Origin of the sequence: Bifidobacterium merycicum DSM 6492, from assembly GCF_900129045.1 — a bacterium.
In the GTDB taxonomy this organism is placed as follows: Bacteria; Actinomycetota; Actinomycetes; order Actinomycetales; family Bifidobacteriaceae; genus Bifidobacterium; species Bifidobacterium merycicum.
In genome coordinates, this window is record NZ_FQTX01000007.1 from 41373 (window position 1) to 66651 (window position 25279).

The window sequence follows — 25279 nt, forward strand, 5'->3', positions numbered from 1 at the left end:
ACACTGAGCGCACCCCAACGTCGGTAGTTTGAGAGAAGCCCAAACTACCGTCGCTCATGGGGTGCTCACCATCGGTAGTTTGAGGAAACGCTAGAACAGGCGCAGCGAGTCGTCCTCCGTGCCCTTCATCTCCTCGTAGTCGAGAATCAGGCAGCGGAAGCCACGGTCCTCGGCAAGCACGCGGGCCTGCGGGGTGATGGTCTGCGCGGCGAAAATGCCATGCACGGGTGCGAGCAGCGGGTCACGGTTCAGCAACTCGCAATAGCGCGTAAGCTGCTCCACGCCGTCGATGCCGCCATGTCGTTTGATTTCGATGGCGACGTGTTCGCCGTTCGCGTCGATGGCCATGATGTCCACCGGACCGATGGCGGTCGGGTATTCACGGCGGACAAGTTTCGCGCCTTCACCGATGCGTTCGATCTGTTCGGCCAGATAGCGTTGCAGGTGATCCTCGACGCCGTCCTTGATGAGTCCCGGATCCTCGCCCAAATCGTAGGTCTCGTCGGAGTAGATGTGCTGCAAGGTGACTTCGAGCACGTCGGAGGACTTGTCCGAGGTCACGCGAAGCACCTTTTCCGGCGTGGGCGTATCCACGTCGTCGTCCGCGTTCGGCGGGGTGATGTCCTTGAGCGTGCAGGGGGCCGCCATCCAGTTCAACGGCTTGTACGATCCCAATTCGGAGAAGATCAGCAGGCTGTTGTCCGCCTTGACCAGCAGCACGCGCTTGGCGAGCGGCAGCGAGGCGTTCAGACGGCCCGAATATTCGGCGGAGCAATCGGCAACCAGAATTCGCATAAGAGCCCACCCTAGCGCATGGGCACAATCTTCGGTATACGTGCGCATACGCACGCCCGACGCACGCAATCGCCGCATCCCCGCACGCCCGCAGGCATAACAAAAGCGGCGCCCCTTTCGGAGCGCCGCCCAAAGCAGACGATATCGTCTATACGGTCATTCGGCGTTTTCTTCCGCACGCTTAAGCGTGCCGGCGTCCTCGACCGCAACGGTGAGCTTGTTCGAATCGAAGGAAATAAATCCGTCCGCGACTTCGATCACGTGGCGGGTACCGTCCTTCTCAACCACGGCAAGCTTACCCTGCTTAATCAGCGTGAGCACAGGCTCGTGATTAGGCAGAATACCCATCTGACCGCCGGAAGCGGGAATGGTGACCTGCAACGCCTCTCCGCTCCACACCGGGTGTGCGGCGGAGACGATGTTCACCTGCATCGTGGCTTTCTCGCTCATCAGTCACCAAATTCCTTCTGCATGTCGTGCCACTTGCGCTCGAGATCCTCGATGCCGCCGATGCCGGAGAAGGCCTGCTCGGGCACGTTGTCGTACACGCCGTCGCAGATGCGGGTGAAGGCTTCGATGGTCTCGTCGGCCGGCACGTAGGAACCCGGACGACCCGTGAACTTCTCGGCCACGTAGAAGTTCTGGCCGAGGAACTGCTCGATACGACGAGCACGGTTCACGGTGGTCTTGTCCTCTTCGCTCAGCTCGTCGATACCGATCAGGGCGATGATGTCCTGCAGCTCCTTGTTGCGCTGCAGAATCGCCTTGACGCGGTTGGCGCACTCGTAGTGAGCCTGGCCCACGTAACGCGGATCAAGGATTCGCGAGGTGGAGCTCAGCGGGTCCACTGCCGGGTAGATGCCCTTCGATGCGATTTCACGGGAAAGCTCGGTGGTCGCGTCGAGATGGGCGAAGGTGGTTGCCGGGGCCGGGTCGGTGTAATCATCGGCCGGCACGTAGATGGCCTGCAGCGAGGTGATGGAGTGGCCTCGGGTGGAGGTGATGCGCTCCTGCAGGGCGCCCATCTCATCGGCAAGGTTCGGCTGGTAGCCCACGGCGGAAGGCATACGGCCCAGCAGGGTCGACACCTCGGAACCCGCCTGGGTGAAGCGGAAGATGTTGTCGATGAACAGCAGCACGTCCTGGTTCTGCACGTCACGGAAGTACTCGGCCATGGTCAGTGCGGTCAGCGGGACACGCAGACGGGTACCCGGCTGCTCATCCATCTGGCCGAAGACCAGTGCGGTCTTCTCAAGCACGCCGGCCTCGTCCATTTCGCCGATCAGATCGTTACCCTCACGGGTACGCTCGCCGACGCCGGCGAACACGGACACACCGCCGTGGTTCTGGGCCACGCGCTGAATCATTTCCTGGATCAGCACGGTCTTGCCGACGCCTGCACCACCGAACAGACCGATCTTGCCGCCCTGCACGTACGGGGTGAGCAGATCGATGACCTTCACACCGGTTTCGAACATCTGGGTCTTGGACTCCAGCTGGTCGAATGCGGGCGGGTTGCGGTGGATGGGCCAACGCTCGGTGACGGTGATGGTCTCATCCGGCTTCTTGTTCAGGATGTTGCCGGACACGTCGAAGACGTGGCCCTTGGTCACATCGCCGACCGGCACGGAGATCGGGCCGCCGGTATCGAGCACGGCGGCGCCGCGGACGAGGCCATCGGTCGGCTTCAGTGCAACGGCGCGCACGGTGGAATCGCCGAGGTGCTGCTCGACTTCCAGCGGAATCGTGTGGCTGCCGCTTTCGCCTTCCTCGTTGGCGCCCATGTCGGACAGCTCAACGGTCAGTGCGTTGTAGATGTCGGGCAGATGGCCAACCGGGAATTCAACATCGATAACCGAACCCTGGATACGCGTAACGCGTCCGGCAATCGGCTCAGTAGCTTCTGCAGTCTGGTTCTCAGCCATATGCGTTCCTACTCTTCCTTCTTATTCAGCGCGTCGGCGCTGCCGATGATTTCGGTAAGTTCCTGGGTAATCGAGGCCTGACGCGAAGCGTTGAGCTTGCGGGTCAGATCGTCGATCAGGCTGCGGGCGTTCTCGGTCGCCGTGTGCATGGCATTCTGTCGGCTTGCCGTTTCGGATGCGGCCGCGGTGAGCAGGCATTCGTGGATGCGCGACTGAATGTATTTCGGCAGGATGGCGTCCAGCACCTCGTCCACGCTCGGCTCGAACGCGTACAGCGGGCTCGCTTCGGCGTTCTGGTCGGTGTTGATCTTGGTGGGCTGGTCCGCAATCACTTCGACAGGCAGCATGCGCAGCACGCGCACCTTCTGCACGACCATGTTGATGAACTCGGTGAAGACGATGTAGAGTTCGGAAACCCCGCCGTCCTCATCCGACTTCATGTACGCGTCGACCAGTGCCTTCGAGATCGCTTCGGCGACTTCAACGCCGGGCTTGTCGGTATTGCCTTCCCAAGTACCTGCGATATCGCGGTTGCGATACTTGTAGTACGACACTCCACGACGACCATACACGTACAGTTCCGTCTGCTTGCCCTGCTCATCGAGGCGGGCCAGCAGCGATTCCGTTTCGCGGATGATCGAGGAGGTGTAGGGACCTGCCATACCACGATCCGAGGTGAGGGCGAGAACGGCCACACGGGTGCCGTTCTCGCTTTTCTTCACGATCGGATGATCGATATGGGTGTGCTGTACCAGAGCTTGCACGGCGTCGGAAATCGCATCGCTATACGGCTTCGCGTTCAAGGCGACGTCGCGCGCCTTGGCGATGTGCGAAGACGCGATCATCTCCTGCGCGTTGAAGATCTTCTCCAACGAGCTGGTGGAGGCGATCCTAGATTTCAATGCGAGTTGCGAGCCCATGGATCACTTCTCTCCCGCGACGATCTTTTCCTGCTCGATCGGGGCGGCGTGCTCCGTGTCGGGCTTCTTCTCGACCAGCGGCTTGCCTTCGCTGGTGACGAAGGTGGCACGGAACTCATCCACTGCCTTGTCGAGGGCTGCCTCGGTGTCGGCGGTGAAGTCACCCGTTTCGCGGATGGTCTTGAGGATATCGGTGTTGTGCTCCAGGTAGTCCAGCATGCCCTTTTCGAACGGCAGCACGTCGTTCAACGGCAGGTCGTCGATCTTGCCGTGGGTACCGGCCCACACGGAAGCGACTTCCTGTTCCATCGAATACGGCGAGAACTGCGGCTGCTTGAGCAGCTCGGTCAGGTGCGCGCCACGGTTCAGCTGGGCCTTGGATGCCGCATCCAGATCGGAGGCGAACATGGCGAAGGATTCCAGCGAACGGTACTGGGCCAGGGAGATCTTCAGCGTACCGGAGACCTTCTTCAGTGCCTTGGTCTGTGCGGCGCCACCGACTCGGGAGACGGAGATACCGACGTCCACGGCAGGACGCTGGTTGGCGTTGAACAGGTCGGACTGCAGGAAGATCTGACCGTCGGTGATGGAGATCACGTTGGTCGGAATGTATGCGGACACGTCGTTCGCCTTGGTCTCGACGATCGGCAGACCGGTCATCGAGCCACCGCCAAGGTCATCGGAAACCTTGGCGCAGCGCTCCAGCAGACGGGAGTGCAGGTAGAAGACGTCGCCCGGGTACGCTTCACGCCCCGGCGGGCGACGGAGCAGCAGGGAGATCGAACGGTAGGCTTCGGCCTGCTTCGACAGGTCGTCGAAGACGATCAGGACGTGCTTGCCGTGGTACATCCAGTGCTGTCCGATGGCGGAACCGGTGTAGGGGGCGATGTACTTGAAGCCAGCGGAATCGGATGCCGGGGACGCCACGATGGTGGTGTACTCCATGGCTCCGGACTCTTCGAGGCTCTGACGCACGGAGGCGATGGTGGAGCCCTTCTGGCCGATGGCCACGTAAATGCAGCGGACCTGCTTCTTCGGGTCGCCGGATTCCCAGTTGGCCTTCTGGTTGATGATCGTGTCGATTGCGATAGCGGTCTTGCCGGTCTGGCGGTCGCCGATGATGAGCTGACGCTGACCGCGGCCGATCGGTGTCATGGCGTCGATGGCCTTCAGGCCGGTGGACATAGGCTCGTCGACCGGATGACGGTGCATGACGTCCGGTGCCTGGGCTTCCAGGATACGGCGGCCTTCGGTCTTGATCTCACCCATGCCGTCGATAGGACGACCCAGCGGATCCACGACGCGACCAAGGTAGCCATCGCCGACGGGCACGGAGAGCACTTCGCCGGTACGGCGCACTTCCTGGCCTTCCTCGATACCAGCGAAATCACCGAGGATAACCACACCGATTTCGCGAGCATCAAGGTTGAACGCCAGGCCCTGCGTGCCGTCCTCAAAGGTCAGCAGCTCGTTGGCCATGCAACCAGGCAGACCTGTCACGTGCGCAATGCCGTCACCGGCCGTCGCGACATATCCCACTTCCTGAGTGGGGGTGTCGGTCGGCTTGTACGCTTGGACGAAATCGTCCAACGCCTTGCGCACCGAGGCAGGATCAATGGTAAGTTCTGCCATGATCTCTCCTTTATTGTTGTGTAAAAATCTATTTGTTCAGCGCTGGCGACCGTTCAGGATACGGTCTTCACGCTGCGCCGCAAGTTCTCCAGCTGCGCCACCACGGTGTTGTCCGTGACCTCGTCGCCCACCTGCACACGCATGCCGCCGAGTACCGACGGATCGACCACGCAGTCGATGTGGACCGCGTGTCCGACCTTCTTGGAGTACACCGCGACAAGCCTGTCGATCTGGGCCTGGCTCAGTGGCGTCGCCGTGGTCACGATGACCATGGACTCGCCCATATGGCGGGAGAGCTTGTTGATCAGCCACTGAATGGTTTCCAAGTAACGGCGCTTGCGCAGGTTCTCCGTGGCGTGCTCGGCCAGACGCATCGTGACCTTGTTGAGGCCCTTGCCGTCGAACAGCTCATGGAAGAACTTGACGCGGGCTTCGCTCGACACGGTCTCGTCGTAGAGCTTGGCACGCACCACCGGAACGTTCAGCAGCGCGGAATGCAGTTCCGCCAGCTCGATGGCCACCTGCAGCGTGCTGTCGGTGGCATCCGCGTAGTACATCATCGCATCCACGCCGAAATCCTCGACCGCGTTCGCGATATCGGTGGCACGGCTCCAACGGCGCCTGACGACTTCGGTCATGATCTCCATGGTCATCGGATGCACCTGATCGCCCAGCAGGGTGTTCAGGACCGCAACCTTGTCCTCAAGGGGTCGCGACACGTCGGTAAGCGCACGTTCGATACGGATGTTGCCGTCGAGCAGCGAGGTGATGACGAACAGCTCATTGCCGATGCGCCATGCATCCTCACGGGTATCACGCAGCTTGGATGCCAGCAAATCACGCGATTCGCGATCAGCTATACGAGATGCCTCTCCTCGCATGATGTCACCTGCCTTTCTCTCTGCCTGATATCACTGCTTGTCCGAATCCATGCCGTCGATCAGCTGATCGATCATGGACGACTGCACCTTCTCGTCCTGAAGCTCGCTGCCCAGGATCTTGCCTGCCAGAGCCGTAGCCAGAGCGCCGACCTCACCCTTGAGCGAGACCAGAGCCTGCTGCTGCTGCGATGCGATGGCACGCTGTGCGCTGGCGGTGATCTGGTTGGCGTCGGCCTCCGCACGGGAACGGGCGTCGGCAACGATATGGGATGCCTCGGCGCGTGCGTCGTCGCGGATCTTGGAAGCCTCGACACGGGCGTTGCTCAGCTGAGCCTCGTACTTGGCCTTGGCCTCGTCGGCATCCTTCTGGGCCTGCTCGGCCTTGGCGATGCCTCCCTCGATCTTTGCCGCACGCTCATCGAACACGGCCTGGAACTTAGGCAGGAAGAACTTGTAGAAGAACAGGGCGACGATGACCAGAATGATGGCCGACCAGACGATGTCGTACACCTTCGGGACGAACAGCATGATTCCGCTTTCAGCCAATGTCTCCATATCCGCCTCCTTTCACTTCGTTCGTTGTATTACCGGTTCCTTCGGATCAGGCGAAGATGAAGCCAGCGACGATACCCAGCAGGGCAAGGAACTCGATCAGACCGAAGCCGATCCACATCAGGGTCTGGATCTTACCGCCGAGCTCAGGCTGGCGGGCGGTGGACTCAATGGCCTTGCCGAACACGATGCCGACGCCGATGCCGGGGCCGATGGCGGCGAGGCCGTAGCCGATGGCGCTCAGATTACCGGAAACCTCAGCGAGCGTGATGATATCCATGGGTTGATTCCTTTCTAACTGAATTCGTGGTAACGAATTACAAATCTTTGTTGCGGTACGTCAGTCCTCGGGGTAGCTGAGGTTGATGTACACGGTGGAAAGCGTGGCGAAAATGAACGCTTGCAGATACGCCACGAAGCCTTCGAATAGGGTCATGATGAAGCCGAACACGAAGGTTGCCGCGCCGAATGCGGCCATCCAGTTGTGGGCTTCGATCAGGAAGAACTGCGTTGCGGAGAAGCACAGGGCCACGATGATGTGGCCGGCGAGCATGTTGGCGAAGAGTCGGACCGTCAGGGAGACCGGGCGGATGACGACCACGTCAAGCAGCTGGATGGGGATGGCGATGATGAGCACTGGTGCCGGGACGCCCTGAGGGATGCATTCCTTCTTCAGGTAAGTGAAGAAGCCCTGCTCACGGCAGGCGGTGCGCCAATACTGCACGAAGGTCCACAGCGCGAATGCCAGCGGCATCATGATCGTCGCGGTGGCGGCGATGTTCATGCCGGGGATGATGCCGCAGATGTTGAACATCAGGATCGTGAAGAACAGCGTGGTGATCATGGGAACGTAACGCTTTCCTCGCGTCTCGCCCATCACCTCGTATACGATCTTGTCGCGTACGTATTCGATGCCCCACTCGATGAACCCCTGCCAACGGCTGGGGATGAGTTTCGCCTTGGCGGCGCTCACTCCGAGCACGGCCAACATGATGACCACCATGACCAGGCGCACCAGGATGATGCGGTTGATGGCGAATGGGGTACCGGCGAAAAGGATCTCCGGGGGAAGGAATTCATCAACGGTGGGGATCTCCGGCCCGTTCGCGGCAAGTGTGAGCCCGGACAATAGCGTCTCGTGCATTCTTCGCGCCTCCTACTTCTTCATGCCTGTTGCCAGTTTATCCCCAAACGGCCACCCAATGTGACCGGTCGGTAACATCTTCGGGCATCTCGGTTCGGCTCGCGGGCTCATGTCGGCAGGGCACAAATCGAGGGGATTCAAACTGCCTGATCGGCATCCAATCTCGAATGGCTAGGTGAAAATTATTCGCCATCTCGTAGACGAACGCAACGGAGACGACGATAAACCGTGATTTTGCATGGATTCGTTCGGCGTTTCACATTTGGGCGAATCGCTTGATGTTGACAAAACCGACTTTTTCGTTAGCACTAACATCCGCTACATGACAACGTTTTCCGTCTGTTATGCGGTGTCGGAAAATGGACCGGACGTGTCCACAGAGAGAACTTTTAAGTCCGGAATATGGACGTTTTTATGATCACAATGCGGATTCATATGGGTCGAAATGCGTGTCGGCGGTGCCCGGAATCACCTTCCGGGCACCGCCAACACGTCAAACGATGCACATCACCGCTCGTGAATCACGCCATATCCATCGTGTTCGAACGGACGGAAATCGTCGGCGCGGGGGCCCGCCGGCTCATGCCGGATCGCACGGTCGGTGCCGAGCTTCTTATGCGCCCTGAGCTCCGGCACTTCGGTCAGATCGTACGGCGTGGTCTGATACACCCAATTGAGCCAGTTGCGCCACAACAGGTTCGCGTGCGCACGCCAGGCGAACAACGGTTCCAGCTTCGGATCGTCATGCGGGAAATAGTTCTTCGGGAACGGCACGTTGGTCATGCCCTTGGCCATGTCACGCTCGTACTCCTCGGCGAGCGTCATCTTGCCATACTCCCAGTGGCCCAGCGCGAACACTTCGGAGAAATCGCGCGTGGCGATCAGGCCCGGACCGGACTCCGGCCCCCAAGTCAGAATCTGCAGATCGGGATTGGCGCGCACATCGCGCTCATCCACGCCGGCGAGACGGGAATGCGGCTGCAACGCGATCTCGTCGAAGCCGTTGGTCAGGAAGCAGTACTCGTCCTGCAGGCACTGCGGGAAGACGCCGAAGATCTTCTCCGGCAGGTCGACCTTGTGCACGCCGTACCGCTCGTACAGCGCACCCATCGCACCCCAGCACAGGTACATGGTGGAGAACACGTGCGTGGACGCCCACTCGAGGATCCGCTGGAATTCCTCCCAGTAGTCGACCTGCTCGAAGGGCATGTGTTCCACCGGGGCGCCCGTCACCACGAAACCGTCGTAATAGTTGTCCTTCAGCGCATCCAGCGTTTCGTAGAACTTCACCAGATGGTCGGCGGACACGTGCGTCGCCTCGTGGGTGGAGGTTTTCATGAAGTCGATCTCGACCTGCAGCGGGCTTTTCGAGATGAGCCTGAGCAGCTGCGTCTCGGTTTCGATCTTCTTCGGCATCAGATTCAAAATCACCAGCCGCAGCGGGCGGACGCGCTGCCGCTCCGCCTCGGTCTTCTCCAACGCGAAGATACGCTCCGAATCGAGGATGGCTCTGGCCGGAAGGCCACTGGGAATCTTGATAGGCATGGTTTACATTATGCAGTGCACCATGCCAAGCGGCTTGGAAACATTCACGACACGCGCAGAGTTGACATACGCATCCCTCCGCTTATAATAGGTAGAGCTGTCAAAAAGACAAGCCGTCGCGGGGTGGAGCAGCTCGGTAGCTCGCTGGGCTCATAACCCAGAGGTCCATGGTTCAAATCCATGCCCCGCTACCAATGGAAGGCCGGGAATCGCAAGATTACCGGCCTTTGTCGTACTCTCACGCTGCCGTGGGATGTTTGGCGGTAATTGCCGTTACCTATTTATCTTCCCTGTCGTCATCACCGTGATCCCGTTACAGTGATTCACGCCGGTGGGCCATGACCAGGATCAGGATGCCCGAAGCGAGCGCCATCAGCGCCATGACGACGGCGAAGACCACATCACTGCCCGTCGAGGCAAGCGGTTTCTCCGGCTCACCGGGTTGCTCGACCTCCTCATCGACCGGCTCCTCCGGTTCCTCCGGCTTCTCTTCCTCGGGTTCCTCGATCACCCTCGCCTGCTCCCACTGGTCATCGTAGGCGCTGGCGGCGGGCATGACTCGATCATCGCCGGGGAACGTCCATACGAACGCATACCAGCCGTGCTCCTCGGCGACGATGTTCACCGGATCACCGTGCGCGTCCAACGCACCGGCACCCACCCGGATGCGCCCGTTCCTGGCCGGCACATCCCATGTGCCGATCAGCTTGTGATGTTCATCCTCCTGCGGCACTTCCGCACCGGACGGACGGTATTCGTCATCGCTGCCCGGATCATCCCTGTCACCGGACCACCACACGCTCACCTTCGCATACTCCTCGTCGGCGCCGATGCCGAACTCCTCATCTCCCTTGAACTCGCCATGATCCTCGGGGAATCCGGTCACGGTGATGGTGTCGCTGAGCTGCGCACCCAATGACGGGCTGTGCTCGGTGATCGTCGACTCCACTTCCACTTTGGCACGGTTCACGTTCGTCTCCTCGGCTTCAAGGAACATGCTCACAGCATCCTTCGTGACATATTCGCCCGCCTTCCCCGCTTGCTCGGAAGCGTCGAACGCCCACACCCACGTGCCGATACCGCCACGCGACGGCGTACGGTACTGCTCATCGCCGCCCGGCTGCGTCACGGCAGTGACGGTTTTCCTCTGCCCCGGCCCTGTGAACGCTGCGGAACCATACGCCGCAGGCTTGTGCCCACGCTTCGCGATGCGTTCGAGGAACGCCTCGACGCTCTCCCCATCGCCCGGCTTCAGCGGATCGCCCAGCTCATTGGCGCGAATCGCATCGAAATAGTATCCTTTGGCCTGCAACCCCAAGCCTTCGGGCCAATGACTATCGGCACCGGTCACGGTGGATGTGACCTCATCGCTCACCGTCTCACCGGCATCCACGATCTTCCTCGAAGCGACCGTGGTCACACCGGGCGTGAAATCCTTGCGCACCTTGAACGTGATGCCGTCGCCCGACACTTCGCTTTGGCTGCCATAGCATGCGTAATCCTGATTACTCACCAACTGCAATACGCTCGGTACCTCATAACGCGTATCCACCTTCACCTCACCGGCACCGGTGGCATGCCATGCGTGACGAATCGCGGTATTCCCCGAAACACCGCTCACCGTTTGTCCGCCATCATCGAACCGGGCCGGACCGCTCAGACTGACGGTATAGGGAACACCCGCGAGCGCCTTGCCATTGCTTCTCACCAGCACATCCACCCAGCCGGAACGCTTGCCCTCCACCATCTGGCTGGAAACCTGCAAGCCGACCGGCAGGTTCACACCGGCCTCGCTCCACAAACGATCCGCAATCGCCCCCAAATCCGGGTATTGCGCGGAAATAACCGCCCAATGGCGAGCCCACGCCTGCACGTCGAGTTCCATATACCTATGCACCAGCACGCCGATGGCGGCATGCGTTTTCGCATCACGACTGTTCTGATAGCGGTTCGCAAGCCAAGCGATGCGACGTATGTTCTCGTTATCCCCCACCGGCCGTTCAGCCGAATAGTCGCTGCTGGAATCCGCGCCCGCCTTCATGCAGTAGGCGAGCCTGCCATCAGGCAACTGTTTGATTGCGCCGATTAACAGATTCCTGCCGTCGACGCGATACCACAGATTCGTGCCGGGCGGCGGCTCATTCAACGTCGCCGCGAACGCGCTCGCCGAGCTTGCCATCATCATCACGAACGCGATGACGATCGCCGCCAACATGGAAAGGTAGCGCCATGGTTTTGTGGCCATATTCTTCCTCCTATATACATATGGTGTCGCCCTGCCGGCCGCGATGCCGGGGGCTACCACCGAGACTGCCAGATGCCGCACAGACATTCCACGTTTTCCTCCCCCTGTGGTCGGAACCCCCTTCGCCGGGCGTGTTGTGGATAAATCCAAGCGCCGGTTATGCACATTTCGCCGCTCACGGCACATGTCACGTGAAGTTGTCCACAACGACGGGGGTAATATCCCCAAACTCGTCCACATTCTTCGCTGTCCCGCACATACAATAGGAACGAAACCATTATGAGTAGCAAGGAGAAGGCTGCATGTCGACGAAGACGACCGATAATACAGCAGGGAAGAACGCGGAGTCATCCGCGAAACCGACAACCGGTGCGGCGGAGCGCACCACAGCGAGGAGGACCAGGCGCACCGCCAAGGCCACGCCCATAATTCAAGGCGAAGCCCCGGCTCCCGTCATTCCCGTCACCGAACCCGGCCAGTTCGGCCGCGTCAACGTGATGGACATCACCCCGAACGAGGAGCATGGCGTCTTCCCGGCGCGCGTGGAGCTCGGCGAGGCGTTCGAAGTCACCGCGCAGGTGTTCATCGAAGGACGCACCAAGGTCGGCGCGACCGCCGTGGTGCGCAATCCGCGCGGCAAGGAAATGCTGCGCCTGCCGATGACATGCGTGAACCCTGGTCTGGACCGTTGGACCGTGACGTTGAAGTGCGGCGAGCGCAGCGACGTCAAGCCGTGGGAGGACGGCTTCCCCAAGGTGAAGCGTCAGCTCGGCGAGTGGACTGTCACCGTGGAAGGTTGGGAGGACACCTACGCTTCCTGGCTGCATGACGCCACCATCAAGGTGGAAGTGAACGATGATGTGGAGAACGCGCTGATCTCCGGCTCCCGGCTGCTCGCACGCTGGGCGCTCGCCGATGATTCCAAGCTCAACGCCCGCCAGCGCAAGACGTTGGAGGCCGCGGCCGCGACCATGGCGGACACCACCCTCTCCCCCGAGGAGCGTCTCGCCGCCGCCACCGACGATGCGATCAGTGAACTGCATGCGACGAATCCGCTGCGCGACGGCCTGTCGCCGAGCGCCCCGCAGCGTTTCAAGGTGGAACGTCCGAAGTCCAGCTTCGCCGCCTGGTACCAGTTCTTCCCGCGTTCCGAAGGCGCGACCTTCGATACGGAGACCGGCAAGATCAAGCAGGGCACGCTGGTCACCGCGCTGTCCGGTCTGGAACGTGCGAAGGCGGAAGGCTTCGATATCGTCTATCTACCGCCGATCTTCCCGATTGGCGTGACGAACCGCAAGGGCCGCAACAATGCTTTGGTGGCCGGTCCCGACGATCCGGGCTCCCCGTTCGGCATCGGTTCGGCGCTGGGCGGTCATGACACCGTGGATCCGCTGCTGGGAACCATGGATGATTTCAAGGCGTTCTGCGCCCGTGCGCATGAGCTCGGCTTGGAGGTCGCGCTCGACTTCGCCCTGCAGTGCTCCCCCGACCACCCGTGGGTCAAGCAGCATCCGAACTGGTTCCGCACCAAGCCTGACGGCACCATCGCGTTCGCCGAGAACCCGCCGAAGAAGTATCAGGACATCTACCCGATCGACTTCAACGCCGACATGGCCGGCATCGAAAAGGAAGTCGAACGCATTATGAACCTGTGGATCGCCGCCGGCGTGACCTTCTTCCGCGTCGATAACCCGCACACCAAGCCGGTGCGTTTCTGGCAGGATGTGATCGCCGCGGTCACGAAGAAGCACCCCGAAGTGCTGTTCCTCGCTGAAGCGTTCACCCGCCCCGGCATGATGCGCGCGCTGAGCTATGCGGGCTTCACCCAGTCTCACTGCTACTTCCCGTGGCGTAACACCAAGGAGGAGCTCGAAAAGTACCTGCTGGAGACCAACGGCGACAACGGTTACTACCAGCACAACACCTTCTGGCCGACCACGCCCGACATCCTCACCGACTATGTGCGCGACAACGGCGTGGCGGGCCATGCCGTCCGCGCGGTGCTGGCCGCCATGGGTAGCCCGAGCTGGGGCATCTACAACGGTTTCGAACTCGTGGAGAACAAGCAGCGCCCCGGTTTCGAGGAGCAGATCGACAACGAGAAGTACGAGGTCAAGGTGCGCGACTGGGAGGATGCCGACAAGTACGGCATCGCCGAGCTGCTGACCAGCCTGAACAGGATCCGCCGCGAGTATGCCGACGTGTTCAGCTACCACAATGTGAGCATCCTGCCGTCGTCCGATCCGAACATCCTCGCGTTCGCCCGCCACACGCCCGCCGAGCTGACGAGCACCGGCAAGGCCGAAACGCTGGTCGTGGTGGTGAATCTTGACGGTCATAACGCGCATCAGTCGGAAGTGCATCTGGAGATGCCTGATTTCGATATCGATCCGCAGTGGGGCGCGCATATGCGTGAAGAGCTTACGGGCCGTGATTTCGCGTGGAGCTGGGACAACTTCGTCTCGCTCGCCCCGTGGGCCGACGTCGCGCACGTGTTCCACATCGTCCGCTAGTTCCAACATAGTCAGCGATACGACGGGTGCCCGAACCGGAACCATCGATTCGGGCACCCGTCGCCTTACCCATGACGTGCCTGCCGTACTTCGGCGGAAAGAGGTATTGTGGGTATCGGAAATACAACCTGCCCCATCTCAAGGAGAAACGAAATGGCAGAAACCTTCAACGTCGTGGTGGAGATCCCGCGCGGCTCCAAGAACAAGTACGAAGTCGACCACGAGACGGGCCGCGTGTTCCTGGACCGCACCCTGTTCACCTCCATGGGCTACCCGGACGATTACGGCTACATCGACGGCACCCTGGGCGAGGACGGCGATCCGCTGGACGCGCTGGTCATGATCCCGAACTCCGTGTTCCCGGGCTGCGTGGTCGAGTGCCGCGCCGTCGGCCTGTACCACATGGTGGACGAAGCCGGTGGAGACGATAAGGTCCTGTGCGTGCCCGCCGACGTGCGTTTCGACGACATCAAGGATGTCGAGGATGTGTCCGAGTACCACAAGGCTGAAATCAAGCACTTCTTCGAGCAGTACAAGGCCCTGGAACCGGGCAAGGAAGTGCTGCCCGGCGATTACTGGACCGGTGCCGCCAAGGCCGAGGAGGAGATCGTCGCCGCTCGCAAGCGTCTCGCCGAAAGCGAGAAGTGACCGACCGGATCAACCGATGATTCCCGCATGATGGCGGGAAACCGGCGAACCGCGACATCGCATAACGACATCGCATAATGGGAAACCGCCCTTGTTTCGAGGGCGGTTTCTGCGTATCATGTGCCCTTGTAATTGACGACATGCGAACAGTATTCGCTGAATTCAAAGCCCGCCGCAGGTGAGGCAGTTCTATGTCGGTACCCCTAGGCGTAGGCGGTTCACCCCGTCGAGGCCCATCCCGTGGGGAGACCGGCGGGATGAACCTTTGTTCAAACCCATGTTGCAGACATTTCTTATCGCAATTTCCGTTTCCATGGACGCGTTCGCCGTCTCCATCGGCAAGGGATTGACCGTCAAACGGCTCCGCGTGATGGACGCACTGAAAAGCGCCTTGTGGTTCGGCGGTTTCCAGGCGTTGTTCCCCATACTCGGCTATTTCGCGACTTCCACGTTCAGCCGATACGTGACGGCGGTGGATCATTGGATCATTTTCTTCCTGCTCATGCTGATCGGCGGCAGTATGGTGCGCGAAGCGTTCGAGGAGGATGAGGAGAACGCCAAGGAGACGCCGGAATTCGACTGGCATCACATGCTGCCGATCGCGTTCGCGTGCAGTATCGACGCGTTCGCCGTCGGTGTGAGTTTCGCGTTCATGAATCTCAACATCTGGCTGTCTGCGGCCATCATCGGCGTGACGACCGGCCTGTTCGCGGTCGCCGGACTGTGCATCGGCAGGCTGTTCGGCTCGCATTGGCAGAAGCCCGCGCAGATCATCGGCGGTTTCGTGCTGATGCTCATCGGCGTGAAGGTGCTGCTGGAGCATCTGAGCATCATCGGCTTCTGAGAATGCGAGACCGGTACGAACACATACCGGTAGACGACCCGATAAACGCCTGATAAACGAAAGCCCTGCGGTTCACAACCGAACCGCAGGGCTTTTATGTCTCTATCTTGTAGTCGCTTAAGCCGCCTGTATCCGCAGATCAACAGCCGACGATCTGAACCAGCAGCGCGGCGGCGAACACCACTAGGCCGAACAACATCACCGGCAGCATGGCCACACCGACCCACGGTTCACGCGCGTCCTCGGCGGGATCAAGCTCCTTCATCCAGAATACGGACGCGTAGGCGAGCAGCAACGCCACCACGATCATCGCGACGATCAGTGCGACGAATTTCCCGGTGCTCGCTTCACCTTCGACGAACTGGCCGGTGACCACGACGTACGGGAGGAATGCCCATCCCGCCAACGAAATCGATGCGGCGCCGCCGGTCACGCAATGCGACAGCGCACGAATGAGATGCGAACGCTCCTCGCGCAGCATCTGGCGACCGAACGACACCACAGTCAACAGGACGAGCAGGCCTGCGACCGCCGCCGCCCAGCACATCATCGGATACGTATTACGCATGAGATCGTCGTTCAGGATCTTCTCATTCGTGGGAACCAGCTTCTCGCCAAGCGTGGTGGCGGCGAACACCAGCGACAGCAGACCCGTCACCATGCCGATGATGCGATCGGCGACACCCGCGCGGAACGGCCAGCATACGTGGAATACCACCAGCACCACCAGCGCGATGGCCGCAAGGCCGTACACCACCGTCGTCGACATCGATCCTCGTACAGCGGATAGCAACAGCGCCACCACAATGAACACCACATACGCCGCAGCCTGCACACCCAACATCCGTGCGCACCCGGCGCTTCTTTTCTCCACGCTTTCGTTCATGTCAACTCCAGATTCTCGTTCGGCACTCCCCTTATCCTACTCAATCCCCCCACACGCCTTACATGTTCTAAACAAAAGGGGTGCATTCTGGTATGCAGCGTGCGTCGCGCGTGTCCACGATGTGCGCGTAAAATATCCACAAATCGACAAGCAAACCGAAACAGGGGGTTTGACGTGACTGATCTGACGCTTATGACGTCCGCCAGCAACCCCGCTTCCGTGCTGCCTTCACTCGCGTTGCTCTCCCATCGCATTCGTGTTCTTCCGATGGATGCCGCCAGCCTGGTGAAGATGCCTGAAAGCACGATTCTTTTCCTTGATGCGCGCGACGATCTGGCCACGGCCAAAACGTTGTGCAATCTCATCCATGCTTCCGGCCTTTCCACACCCATCGTGCTGGTGCTCACCGAAGGCGGATTCACCGTGGTCAACTCGCAATGGGGCATTGCGGACGTGGTGGTGTCCACCGCTTCTCCGGCCGAGGTGGAAGGCCGTTTGAGGCTCGTTTCCGAACACGGCAATGCGCCGGCGACCATGCTTCCCGCCACCGATGGCGGAACTTCCGCGGTCGACGGGCAGATTCGTTCCGGCGATCTGATTGTGGACACGAACGGCTATACCGCTTCCCTGCACGGCCATCCGATCGATTTGGCGTACAAGGAGTTCGAACTGCTCAAATACCTCGTGCAGCACCCCGGGCGGGTGTTCACCCGCGCCCAGTTGTTGCAGGAGGTGTGGGGATACGACTATTACGGCGGCACCCGTACCGTCGACGTGCATATTCGACGTTTGCGCGCCAAGCTCGGAGGCGAATACGAGCATCTCATCGGCACCGTGCGCAATGTGGGTTACCGTTTCGACCCGCCGGACGAGGAGAGCGAGGAATCCACGGCGAAGTCGACGTCCCTTCATTCCGGCGAATGACAGGCAGTGAATCGTTGCGTTCGCGGGTCGCACAACCCGCCGTACGACCCGGCGGGCGGGAATCCCGCAAGGCCCGCGTGGCACGCATGCACGCGCAATACGACGTGCTGTGCGAAACCTATCCGGACCCCAAATGCGCGTTGCATTTCGAGACACCCCTGCAATTGCTCATCGCCACGGTGCTGAGCGCCCAGACAACCGATAAGCGCGTCAACACCGTCACCCCGGAACTGTTCGCCACCTATCCGACCTGCCGTGATCTGGCGGCGGCCGATCCGGACAATGTGGAACGCATCATCCATCCGCTCGGATTCCACCGTTCGAAAACCCGGCATCTGCTCGGCCTGGCCCAAGCTTTGGACGAACGCTTCGACGGCACCGTGCCGAGCACCATGGACGAACTGACTTCACTGCCCGGCGTGGGGCGGAAAACCGCGAACGTGGTGCTGGGCAACGCATTCCACATTCCGGGATTCCCCGTGGACACCCATGTGATGAGGGTCACCGGCCGATTGCGCTGGCGCAGCGACTGGCGGAAAGCGAACCCCGACCCCGCACACGTCGAACAGGAGATCACGGCCTGCTTCCCACCCGACCAGTGGACCGACCTGAGCCACCGGTTGATTCTGCACGGACGAGCCATCTGCCACGCCCGCAAACCCGATTGCGACCTCTGCCCACTCGCCGATTCCTGCCCGTCGGCACAGTGAACGCCCCGGCATGAACGCTCCGGCATGGCCAACCATCGCACCGATACGTTACCCGCACCGATACACTGGAACATATGTCGAACATGCCGCAGAACCATGAGCAATCGAGCCGCGCCCGCACCAGCAACCAGCTGATCCGCTGGCTCATCTTCCTCGGCATCTCCGCGGTGCTCGCCCTGATCGTATTCGTGGCCGTGCCGACACTCACGCATCGCAGCCCGCTCGGCAACGGCACGGACGCGACGGGAGGCAGCCTCACCGTAGGCGTCACCGATACACCCCAGACGCTTGACATCCGCACCACCGACAGCGATTCGCTCAACCGCGTGCTCATCGGCAACGTCTACCGCACACTGCTTGACCGTGACAAGGACAACAAAATCACCGCCGGGCTCGCCTCGGCATGGACCACATCCGACGACGGCCTCACGCTCACCTTCACCCTGCGCAACGGCATACGATTCGCCAACGGCCACACCGTCGACGCATCCAACGTCGTATGGTCGCTGCAGCAGGCGGTCGCGAACAAATGGCCCGGCGCGGACACCAAACTGGCGGCGCTCGACTCCGTGACCAATCCGAACGCCACAACCGTGGTCATCTCGCTGAAGCACCCGGACGCCACGCTACCGCGCACGCTCGCCGGCCGTCTCGGCATCGTCTACGACAGCGCCGCGGACATCGACTACGCGAAGCAGACCATGGGTTCCGGCCCCTACACGGTCAAAAACTTCGAACCCGGCAAACGAGTCGTCCTTAACGCAACCGAAGGGTCCAAAGCCAAGACAAGCACCGTCACCTTCGAGAACTACGCCAGCGACCAAGCCCTGATGAAGGCCACGCAGGCGGGCGGCATCGACCTCGCGCTGCCAGCCGACCCCGCTTCCACGGCAAACCTCACCAACGATCAGAACTTCCGCATCGCCACCGGCATCAGCGAAACCAAGGTCGTTCTGCTGTACAACAACGACGCCGACTCCATCTTCTCCGACGTGCAGGCGCGTACGGCACTGCGCATGATGGTCGACAAGACCGCGCTGACGAAGGACCGTTCCGACGTGGCGCAGGTGCTCGGAGGCCCGATCGGACCGCTCGAACCCGGTTACGAGGATCTCACCGGCCTCATCGCCCACAATGCGGACAGGGGTCGTCAGCTTCTCAGCTACTTCACATCAAGCTATGTCGGCACGCTGAAACTGGTGACCGACGAGACTTACGAACCGTTGGCGAACCAGATTGCGCAGCAACTGCAGGAACAAGGGGTTTCGGTCGAAGTGTCCGCGCTCAGCGCGAACGGTGTGCAGGACAGCATCAGCAAACGCAACTTCCATCTGCTGCTCACCACCGTCGGAGCCGAAGGCGCCGCAAGCTTCGCCGATCCGAACGGCGCATCGCATTACACGAATGCGGACGCGCAGGCGCAATACACGCAGGCCGTGCGGGCGACCACCCAACAGGCGTATGAGGACGGGTTGAAGACGTACGCGCGCACCGTCAGCGGCACCGCGGCCAGCGACTGGCTGTACGCCCGCAAGACCGCCCTCGTCGCCTCCACGCAGTTCGCCGGATACTCGGCGCAGATGATCGACGAACACCTGCCCCTCGCCAACATCGCCAAGCAATGATCGCCTCCACCCCGCTAGGGCGGAAAATGGCGCTTTCTTGTCATGCAAAAGCCTTAAACTGGCGCGTATGACTGAAGCCAAATCCATCGACGCAAATCTGACCCCGCTGCCCGACAAGGTCGGCGTGGACGGTCTGGAAGACAAGTGGCGTGCCGTCTGGGACAAGAACGGCACCTACAAATTCAACAACACCCGCGACCGCAAGGCCGTGTACTCCATCGACACCCCGCCGCCCACCGTTTCGGGCCACCTGCACGTGGGCCACGTGTTCTCCTACACGCACACCGACGTCATCGCACGTTTCAAGCGCATGCAGGGCTACGACGTGTTCTACCCGATGGGCTGGGATGACAACGGCCTGCCGACCGAACGCCGCGTACAGAACTACTACGGCGTGCGCGTGGACACCTCCCTGAAGTACGATCCCGATTTCAAGCCGCCGTTCGAAGGCACCGACGGCAAGAAGATCGACGCCAAGGATCAGGTTCCGATCTCCCGTAAGAACTTCATCGAGCTGTGCGAAAAGCTCACCGCCCAGGACGAGAAGCAGTTCGAAGCCCTGTGGCGTTCCCTGGGCCTGTCCATCGACTGGACCCAGACCTACCACACCATCGGCAAGCACCCGCAGCGCGTGGCACAGAAGGCGTTCCTGCGCAATCTGGCCCGCGGCGAGGCCTACCAGAAGGACGCCCCCGGCCTGTGGGACGTGACCTTCCAGACCGCAGTGGCCCAGGCCGAACTGGAATCCCGCGAATACCCGGGCTTCTACCACAAGGTCGCCTTCCGCTTCGAAGACGGCACCCCGATCTACATCGAAACCACCCGCCCCGAACTGCTGGCCGCCTGCGGCGCACTGATCGCGCACCCGGACGACGAACGTTACAAGCAGTACTTCGGCCAGTACGTGTACTCGCCGCTGTTCCACGTCAAGGTCCCGATCCTCGCGCACAAGGCCGCGGAAATGGACAAGGGCGCGGGCATCGCCATGTGCTGTACGTTCGGTGACGTCACCGACGTCGAATGGTGGCGCGACCTGAACCTGCCGCTGCGTTCCATCATCCAGCGCAACGGACGTATCGTCATGGACGTGCCGGATTGGATCGAAGACGAGGAAGGCCGCAAGATCTTCGAGGAGACGGAAGGCAAGACCACCTTCTCCGCACGCAAGATCATCGTCGACCACCTGCGCGAATCCGGCGATCTGGACGGCGAACCGACGCCGACCAAGCGTATGACGAACTTCTACGAGAAGGGCGACAAGCCGCTGGAAATCGTCACCTCCCGCCAGTGGTACCTGAAGAACGGCGGCACCGACGAAAAGCTGAACGCCGAACTCATCGAACGCGGCAAGGAACTCAACTTCCACCCCGACTTCATGCGCGTGCGCTACGAGAACTGGGTGCATGGCCTGAACGGCGACTGGCTGATCTCCCGCCAGCGCTTCTTCGGCGTCCCGTTCCCGTTGTGGTACCCGGTGAAGGAAGACGGCACCCCGGATTACGATCACCCGATCACCCCGAGCGAAGACATCCTGCCGATCGACCCGACCGACGACGTGCCGGAAGGCTACACCGAAGACCAGCGTGACGTGCCCGGCGGCTTCACCGCCGAGCCCGACATCATGGACACTTGGGCCACCTCCTCCCTCACCCCGCAGATCGTAACCCGCTGGGAGGAACCTGGCGAAGAGAACCAGGCAATCTTCAACGCCACCTTCCCGATGGACCTGCGCCCGCAGGGCCAAGACATCATCCGCACCTGGCTGTTCTCCACCGTGGACCGCGCGCATCTTGAGAACAAGTGCCTGCCGTGGGCCAACGCGACCCTGTCCGGCTGGATCCTCGACCCGGACCACAAGAAGATGTCGAAGTCCAAGGGCAACGTCGTGGTGCCCGACAAGCCGATCAAGCAGTTCGGCGCCGACGCCGTGCGCTACTGGGCCGCAGCCGCACGCCTCGGCCTGGACGCCACCTACGACGAAGGCCAGATGAAGATCGGCCGTCGACTGGCCATCAAGCTGCTCAACGCCACCAAGTTCGCACTGGCCATCGGCCGTGAGGACGAGAACCATCACGTGGCCGAATCCGCGACCGCGACCTGGAACCCGGCCGACGTGACCGAACCGCTGGACCGCGCCGCGATGGCGAAGATGGCTCTGGTGGTGCGTGAAGCCACCGCAGCGCTGGAAGCCTACGAGCATTCCAAGGCGCTGGAAGCCATCGAGAACTACTTCTGGCAGTTCTGCGACGATTACATCGAACTGGTGAAGAACCGCGCCTACGGCACCGCCGATGCCACCGGCAACGTGCCGAGCGAAGCCGCGGTCAAGTCCGCACGCACGGCTCTGGGCCTGGGCCTCGACGCCTTCGCCCGCCTGCTCGCACCGTTCCTGCCGTACGCCACCGAAGAGGTGTGGAGCTGGATGCACGCCGGTGAAGGCTCCGTGCACCACGCCGCATGGCCGACCCCGGACGTGTACGAAGCCGCGGCGTTCAAGGTCGCTCCGGAACTGCTGAACCACGCCGGTGAGGCTCTGGCCGCACTGCGTGGCATCAAGTCCAAGGCGAAGGTCTCCATGAAGACCCCGATCCTCTCCGTGACCCTGGGTGTGGCGGACGACGTGCGCGAATCCATCCAGAACGCGCTGGGCGACATCGCCGAAGCCGGACGCGTGGTCGGCAAGATCAGCTTCGCCGGCGCGGTCGCCGCGGTGAAAGCCGCGAAGGCCACCGCCGACGCCGCCAAGGAAGCCGTGAACAAGGCCAAGACGGAAACCGAGGCTGCGGCCGAAGTCATCGTCGAGGAATCCGAACTCGGCGAGCCGCCGGCCAAAAAGCCTAAGAACAAGTGAGTAACCTGCGCTGAAAATTAGATGGAGCTCCTCATTCCAACGGAATGAGGAGCTTCATCATATATAACCTCAAAAAACGCTGTATGGCGGCCTGACGGTCACGCGAACACGTCGAGTACGCCCGGGTCTCCCCCGGCTTCGGCGATGCGCTGATGGCGTTTTTTGGCCTCGGTGACCACGAACTCGCGGTACATCTCCGCGATTTGCAGATCCAAGCCCGCATCGACGGCGATGCGGTGCAGACGTTCGATCTGATAATCCTCACGCTTGGTGTCTTCCGGAGCGAATCCGGCGTTCGCCTTCAGCACGCCGACCTGCGAAGTGGCCTTGAAGCGTTCCGCGAGCAGCGAGACGATCGCGGAATCGATATTGTCGATGGATTGGCGCAATGCCTTGATTTTCGCCACGGCCCGGGCGGTTTCCGGATGCTGTTCGGCCTGTGCCGAATCGATGGTGGTCTTCTGCCAGTCGCTATGTTCGGAATCACTCATATGTGCAAGACTACCCCACCGAATGGCCACAGCGTGCGCCGAAACCGGTGACGTCACACATATGCGAAGCGGGTTCCGGTATGGCACCGAAACCCGCCGTATCCGGTCATGCGTGAAATCTCACAGCCGGAACACCACGCCCCACCGAATCAGTTGCCGTTGGTGGCGTTGCTCGCATTGGCCTGCTGCACGATGGCCGCCAGGAAGTCGCGGTTGGACGCGGTCTTCTTCAGACGCGGCACCAGGGTCTGGTAGGCCTGCTCGGCCTCCATGCCGCCAAACAGACGACGCAGACGGTAGATGATCGGCAGTTCCTGCGGATCGGTGATGAGCTCCTCGCGGCGGGTGCCGGAGGCGTTCACATCAATGGCGGGGAACATACGCTTTTCCGCCAGTTCGCGGCTCAGACGCAGTTCCATGTTGCCGGTGCCCTTGAACTCCTCGAAAATCACCTCATCCATCTTGGAACCGGTTTCCACCAGCGCGGAGGAGATGATGGTCAGGGAGCCGCCGTTTTCGATGTTGCGGGCCGCGCCGAAGAACTTCTTCGGCGGGTACAGCGCCTGCGCGTCCACACCGCCGGACAGAATACGCCCGGAAGCCGGTGCCGCGATATTGTAGGCACGGGCAAGACGGGTCATGGAATCAAGCAGCACGACCACGTCCTGACCGAGCTCCACCAGGCGCTTGGCGCGTTCGATGGCTAGTTCGGCCACGATGGTGTGATCGGATGCCGGGCGGTCGAAGGTGGAGGAAATGACCTCGCCCTGCACGGTACGCTCCATGTCGGTGACTTCCTCGGGGCGCTCGTCCACCAGCACGACCATCAGATGCACTTCGGGATTGTTGGTGGTGATGGCGTTGGCGATGTTCTGCAGGGTGATCGTCTTGCCGGCCTTCGGCGGGGACACGATCAGGCCACGCTGTCCCTTGCCGATCGGGGAGACGATGTCCATGATACGGCCGGTGAGCTTGTTCGGCGTGGTCTCCTGCTTGAGTCGCTCCTGCGGGTACAGCGGGGTGAGCTTGCTGAACTGCGGTCGGCCCATGGATTCCTCGACGCTCATGCCGTTGATGGAATCGATGGACTGCAGCGGCACGAACTTCTGACGCTGGTTGCGACGTTCGCCTTCGCGGGGTGCGCGGATGGCGCCGTGCACGGCGTCGCCCTTGCGCAGACCGTACTTCTTGACCTGGCCCATGGAAACGTACACGTCGTTCGGACCGGGCAGGTAGCCGGAGGTGCGCACGAACGCGTAGGATTCCAGCACGTCGACGATGCCGGCCACCGGCACGAGATCGGCCTGCTGATCATTGCGATCGGCGCGATCGTTGTTACGGTCGTTGCCACGGTCGTTACGATCGTTACGGTCGTTACGGTCGGCGCGGGCGGATTCGCGGTTGTCGCGATCCGTACGGTCATCACAATCATTGCGGTCGCGGCCGCGCAGACGGCGACCACGACGGTCCGTGCGATCGGCGCGATCCTCGCGGGTGCGACGCGCATCGTCATCACCGCGGGATTCCTTGTTGTTGGACGGCAGGGATGAGAGAATATCGTCGAGATCGCGTGCGGTTCCCTCGCTCGGCGTATCCTGATCCTTGCGATGGCGGCGACGGCGCACGTTGCCGATGATCACCTCGTCATCAAGGTCATCGCTGAGGCGACGACGCGGCTTACGCTCACGGCGATCATCGTCCTTCGTGAGACCGAGATCCAGCGTGGACAGCAGGTCCACGGCTTCCTTGGCCGCATCCTTGCCCGCACTGCGCTCACGCCTGCCAGCCTTGGCCGAATCGGTCTTGTCCTTGCTTTCGACCTCGACCTTGGTTTCGTTCTTGGGCTTGGCTTCGATCTTGGCTTCCGCCTGCTCGGTTGCCTGAGACTCGGCGGCCTTCGCGACACCGGCCTTCGATGCCGTGCCCTTCGCGGCACCGGCCTTGGTCTTCGGCGCCTTCACGGTCACACCGGCGGGCGCCTCGCCACCGGAACGGGCGGCCTGAAGCGTGGCAAGCAACTCCGGCTTGCGCATGGTGGAGGTGCCGCGCAATCCCATCTGCTTGGCAAGCTCCTTGAGTTCCGGCAATTTCATGCTTTCAAGATCTTGGCTATTGGCCACGTTATATACCTTTCCACAGCATTCGCCA

At 61.4% G+C, this 25279-nt stretch carries 21 protein-coding genes and 1 tRNA gene; 8 read left to right on the forward strand and 14 right to left on the reverse strand.

Translation table 11 applies throughout. From position 1 onward, the window contains the following. Positions 1-90: 90 nt before the first annotated feature. The 10 genes from nucS to BUB29_RS08840 all read right to left on the reverse strand — a co-directional run bounded on the left by nucS (position 91) and on the right by BUB29_RS08840 (position 9394). Entirely contained in the window at positions 91-795 is a 705-nt protein-coding gene (gene nucS / locus BUB29_RS08795; RefSeq protein ID WP_033523446.1) for an endonuclease NucS, read from the reverse strand. A 156-nt stretch (positions 796-951) separates the two neighbouring features. Further along, a complete protein-coding gene (locus tag BUB29_RS08800; protein WP_107315186.1) occupies positions 952-1248 on the reverse strand; it encodes a F0F1 ATP synthase subunit epsilon in 297 nt (98 codons plus the stop codon). Further along, entirely contained in the window at positions 1245-2720 is a 1476-nt protein-coding gene (atpD, locus tag BUB29_RS08805; protein ID WP_033523442.1) for a F0F1 ATP synthase subunit beta, read from the reverse strand. The genes BUB29_RS08800 and atpD overlap by 4 nt, the downstream gene beginning before the upstream one ends. A gap of 8 nt (positions 2721-2728) precedes the next feature. Then, positions 2729-3640 carry a F0F1 ATP synthase subunit gamma gene (locus BUB29_RS08810; protein WP_033523440.1) on the reverse strand — a complete coding sequence of 304 codons (912 nt, stop codon included), beginning with the start codon at positions 3638-3640 and terminating at the stop codon, positions 2729-2731. Between the two features lie 3 nt (positions 3641-3643). Then, entirely contained in the window at positions 3644-5272 is a 1629-nt protein-coding gene (gene atpA, locus BUB29_RS08815; protein ID WP_033523438.1) for a F0F1 ATP synthase subunit alpha, read from the reverse strand. A 53-nt stretch (positions 5273-5325) separates the two neighbouring features. Continuing rightward, positions 5326-6153: a F0F1 ATP synthase subunit delta gene (locus tag BUB29_RS08820; protein ID WP_033523436.1), complete on the reverse strand. Its 828-nt coding sequence runs from the start codon at positions 6151-6153 to the stop codon at positions 5326-5328. 30 nt (positions 6154-6183) lie between these two features. Continuing rightward, positions 6184-6708, reverse strand: coding sequence for a F0F1 ATP synthase subunit B (locus BUB29_RS08825; protein ID WP_033523434.1), 525 nt, complete (start codon positions 6706-6708; stop codon positions 6184-6186). A 46-nt stretch (positions 6709-6754) separates the two neighbouring features. Next, the gene (gene atpE, locus BUB29_RS08830) at positions 6755-6985 is read right to left on the reverse strand and encodes an ATP synthase F0 subunit C (RefSeq protein ID WP_033523432.1); all 231 of its coding nucleotides are present in this window, start codon (positions 6983-6985) and stop codon (positions 6755-6757) included. Positions 6986-7045: 60 nt separating this feature from the next. Further along, entirely contained in the window at positions 7046-7849 is an 804-nt protein-coding gene (atpB, locus tag BUB29_RS08835; protein WP_033523430.1) for a F0F1 ATP synthase subunit A, read from the reverse strand. Between the two features lie 507 nt (positions 7850-8356). Further along, positions 8357-9394, reverse strand: coding sequence for a homoserine O-succinyltransferase (locus tag BUB29_RS08840; RefSeq protein ID WP_033523428.1), 1038 nt, complete (start codon positions 9392-9394; stop codon positions 8357-8359). Positions 9395-9511: 117 nt separating this feature from the next. On the opposite strand from BUB29_RS08840, the gene BUB29_RS08845 reads away from it, so the two are divergent. Continuing rightward, positions 9512-9588, forward strand: a tRNA-Met gene (locus tag BUB29_RS08845). A gap of 119 nt (positions 9589-9707) precedes the next feature. Here BUB29_RS08845 and BUB29_RS08850 read toward each other — a convergent pair. Beyond that, on the reverse strand, positions 9708-11639 hold the full coding sequence (locus tag BUB29_RS08850) for a hypothetical protein (protein ID WP_033523426.1): 1932 nt from the start codon (positions 11637-11639) through the stop codon (positions 9708-9710). 302 nt (positions 11640-11941) lie between these two features. Between BUB29_RS08850 and BUB29_RS08855 the strand changes: the two genes are divergently transcribed. From BUB29_RS08855 to BUB29_RS08865, 3 genes are all read left to right on the forward strand, one after another. After that, positions 11942-14152, forward strand: coding sequence for an alpha-1,4-glucan--maltose-1-phosphate maltosyltransferase (locus BUB29_RS08855; RefSeq protein ID WP_033523424.1), 2211 nt, complete (start codon positions 11942-11944; stop codon positions 14150-14152). Positions 14153-14305: 153 nt separating this feature from the next. After that, the gene (locus BUB29_RS08860; RefSeq protein ID WP_003825472.1) at positions 14306-14800 is read left to right on the forward strand and encodes an inorganic diphosphatase; all 495 of its coding nucleotides are present in this window, start codon (positions 14306-14308) and stop codon (positions 14798-14800) included. 277 nt (positions 14801-15077) lie between these two features. Continuing rightward, entirely contained in the window at positions 15078-15644 is a 567-nt protein-coding gene (locus tag BUB29_RS08865) for a manganese efflux pump MntP (RefSeq protein ID WP_033523422.1), read from the forward strand. A 139-nt stretch (positions 15645-15783) separates the two neighbouring features. On the opposite strand, the gene BUB29_RS08870 is transcribed toward BUB29_RS08865, so the two are convergent. After that, positions 15784-16530: a hypothetical protein gene (locus BUB29_RS08870; protein WP_033523420.1), complete on the reverse strand. Its 747-nt coding sequence runs from the start codon at positions 16528-16530 to the stop codon at positions 15784-15786. A gap of 174 nt (positions 16531-16704) precedes the next feature. Between BUB29_RS08870 and BUB29_RS08875 the strand changes: the two genes are divergently transcribed. From BUB29_RS08875 to valS, 4 genes are all read left to right on the forward strand, one after another. Further along, complete coding sequence (locus BUB29_RS08875; protein ID WP_073117632.1) at positions 16705-17454, forward strand: winged helix-turn-helix transcriptional regulator; 750 nt, start codon at positions 16705-16707, stop codon at positions 17452-17454. Between the two features lie 86 nt (positions 17455-17540). After that, positions 17541-18164 (forward strand): endonuclease III, encoded by a 624-nt coding sequence (gene nth / locus BUB29_RS08880; protein WP_033523416.1) that lies wholly within the window; start codon positions 17541-17543, stop codon positions 18162-18164. Positions 18165-18238: 74 nt separating this feature from the next. Continuing rightward, on the forward strand, positions 18239-19789 hold the full coding sequence (locus BUB29_RS08885) for an ABC transporter substrate-binding protein (protein WP_051915150.1): 1551 nt from the start codon (positions 18239-18241) through the stop codon (positions 19787-19789). A gap of 67 nt (positions 19790-19856) precedes the next feature. Next, positions 19857-22640: a valine--tRNA ligase gene (valS, locus tag BUB29_RS08890; RefSeq protein ID WP_033523477.1), complete on the forward strand. Its 2784-nt coding sequence runs from the start codon at positions 19857-19859 to the stop codon at positions 22638-22640. A 98-nt stretch (positions 22641-22738) separates the two neighbouring features. On the opposite strand, the gene BUB29_RS08895 is transcribed toward valS, so the two are convergent. Then, positions 22739-23131 carry a chorismate mutase gene (locus tag BUB29_RS08895; protein ID WP_033523414.1) on the reverse strand — a complete coding sequence of 131 codons (393 nt, stop codon included), beginning with the start codon at positions 23129-23131 and terminating at the stop codon, positions 22739-22741. A 149-nt stretch (positions 23132-23280) separates the two neighbouring features. Next, positions 23281-25251: a transcription termination factor Rho gene (gene rho / locus BUB29_RS08900; RefSeq protein WP_033523412.1), complete on the reverse strand. Its 1971-nt coding sequence runs from the start codon at positions 25249-25251 to the stop codon at positions 23281-23283. Positions 25252-25279: the final 28 nt, after the last annotated feature.

Coding starts and splice junctions, on each gene's coding strand:
- nucS (WP_033523446.1), bottom strand. CDS start 795: ATGCGAATTCTGGTTGCCGATTGCTCCGCCGAATATTCGGGCCGTCTG.
- atpD (WP_033523442.1), bottom strand. CDS start 2,720: ATGGCTGAGAACCAGACTGCAGAAGCTACTGAGCCGATTGCCGGACGC.
- BUB29_RS08810 (WP_033523440.1), bottom strand. CDS start 3,640: ATGGGCTCGCAACTCGCATTGAAATCTAGGATCGCCTCCACCAGCTCG.
- atpA (WP_033523438.1), bottom strand. CDS start 5,272: ATGGCAGAACTTACCATTGATCCTGCCTCGGTGCGCAAGGCGTTGGAC.
- BUB29_RS08820 (WP_033523436.1), bottom strand. CDS start 6,153: ATGCGAGGAGAGGCATCTCGTATAGCTGATCGCGAATCGCGTGATTTG.
- BUB29_RS08825 (WP_033523434.1), bottom strand. CDS start 6,708: ATGGAGACATTGGCTGAAAGCGGAATCATGCTGTTCGTCCCGAAGGTG.
- atpE (WP_033523432.1), bottom strand. CDS start 6,985: ATGGATATCATCACGCTCGCTGAGGTTTCCGGTAATCTGAGCGCCATC.
- atpB (WP_033523430.1), bottom strand. CDS start 7,849: ATGCACGAGACGCTATTGTCCGGGCTCACACTTGCCGCGAACGGGCCG.
- BUB29_RS08840 (WP_033523428.1), bottom strand. CDS start 9,394: ATGCCTATCAAGATTCCCAGTGGCCTTCCGGCCAGAGCCATCCTCGAT.
- BUB29_RS08850 (WP_033523426.1), bottom strand. CDS start 11,639: ATGGCCACAAAACCATGGCGCTACCTTTCCATGTTGGCGGCGATCGTC.
- BUB29_RS08855 (WP_033523424.1), top strand. CDS start 11,942: ATGTCGACGAAGACGACCGATAATACAGCAGGGAAGAACGCGGAGTCA.
- BUB29_RS08860 (WP_003825472.1), top strand. CDS start 14,306: ATGGCAGAAACCTTCAACGTCGTGGTGGAGATCCCGCGCGGCTCCAAG.
- BUB29_RS08865 (WP_033523422.1), top strand. CDS start 15,078: ATGTTGCAGACATTTCTTATCGCAATTTCCGTTTCCATGGACGCGTTC.
- BUB29_RS08870 (WP_033523420.1), bottom strand. CDS start 16,530: ATGAACGAAAGCGTGGAGAAAAGAAGCGCCGGGTGCGCACGGATGTTG.
- nth (WP_033523416.1), top strand. CDS start 17,541: ATGCACGCGCAATACGACGTGCTGTGCGAAACCTATCCGGACCCCAAA.
- BUB29_RS08885 (WP_051915150.1), top strand. CDS start 18,239: ATGTCGAACATGCCGCAGAACCATGAGCAATCGAGCCGCGCCCGCACC.
- valS (WP_033523477.1), top strand. CDS start 19,857: ATGACTGAAGCCAAATCCATCGACGCAAATCTGACCCCGCTGCCCGAC.
- BUB29_RS08895 (WP_033523414.1), bottom strand. CDS start 23,131: ATGAGTGATTCCGAACATAGCGACTGGCAGAAGACCACCATCGATTCG.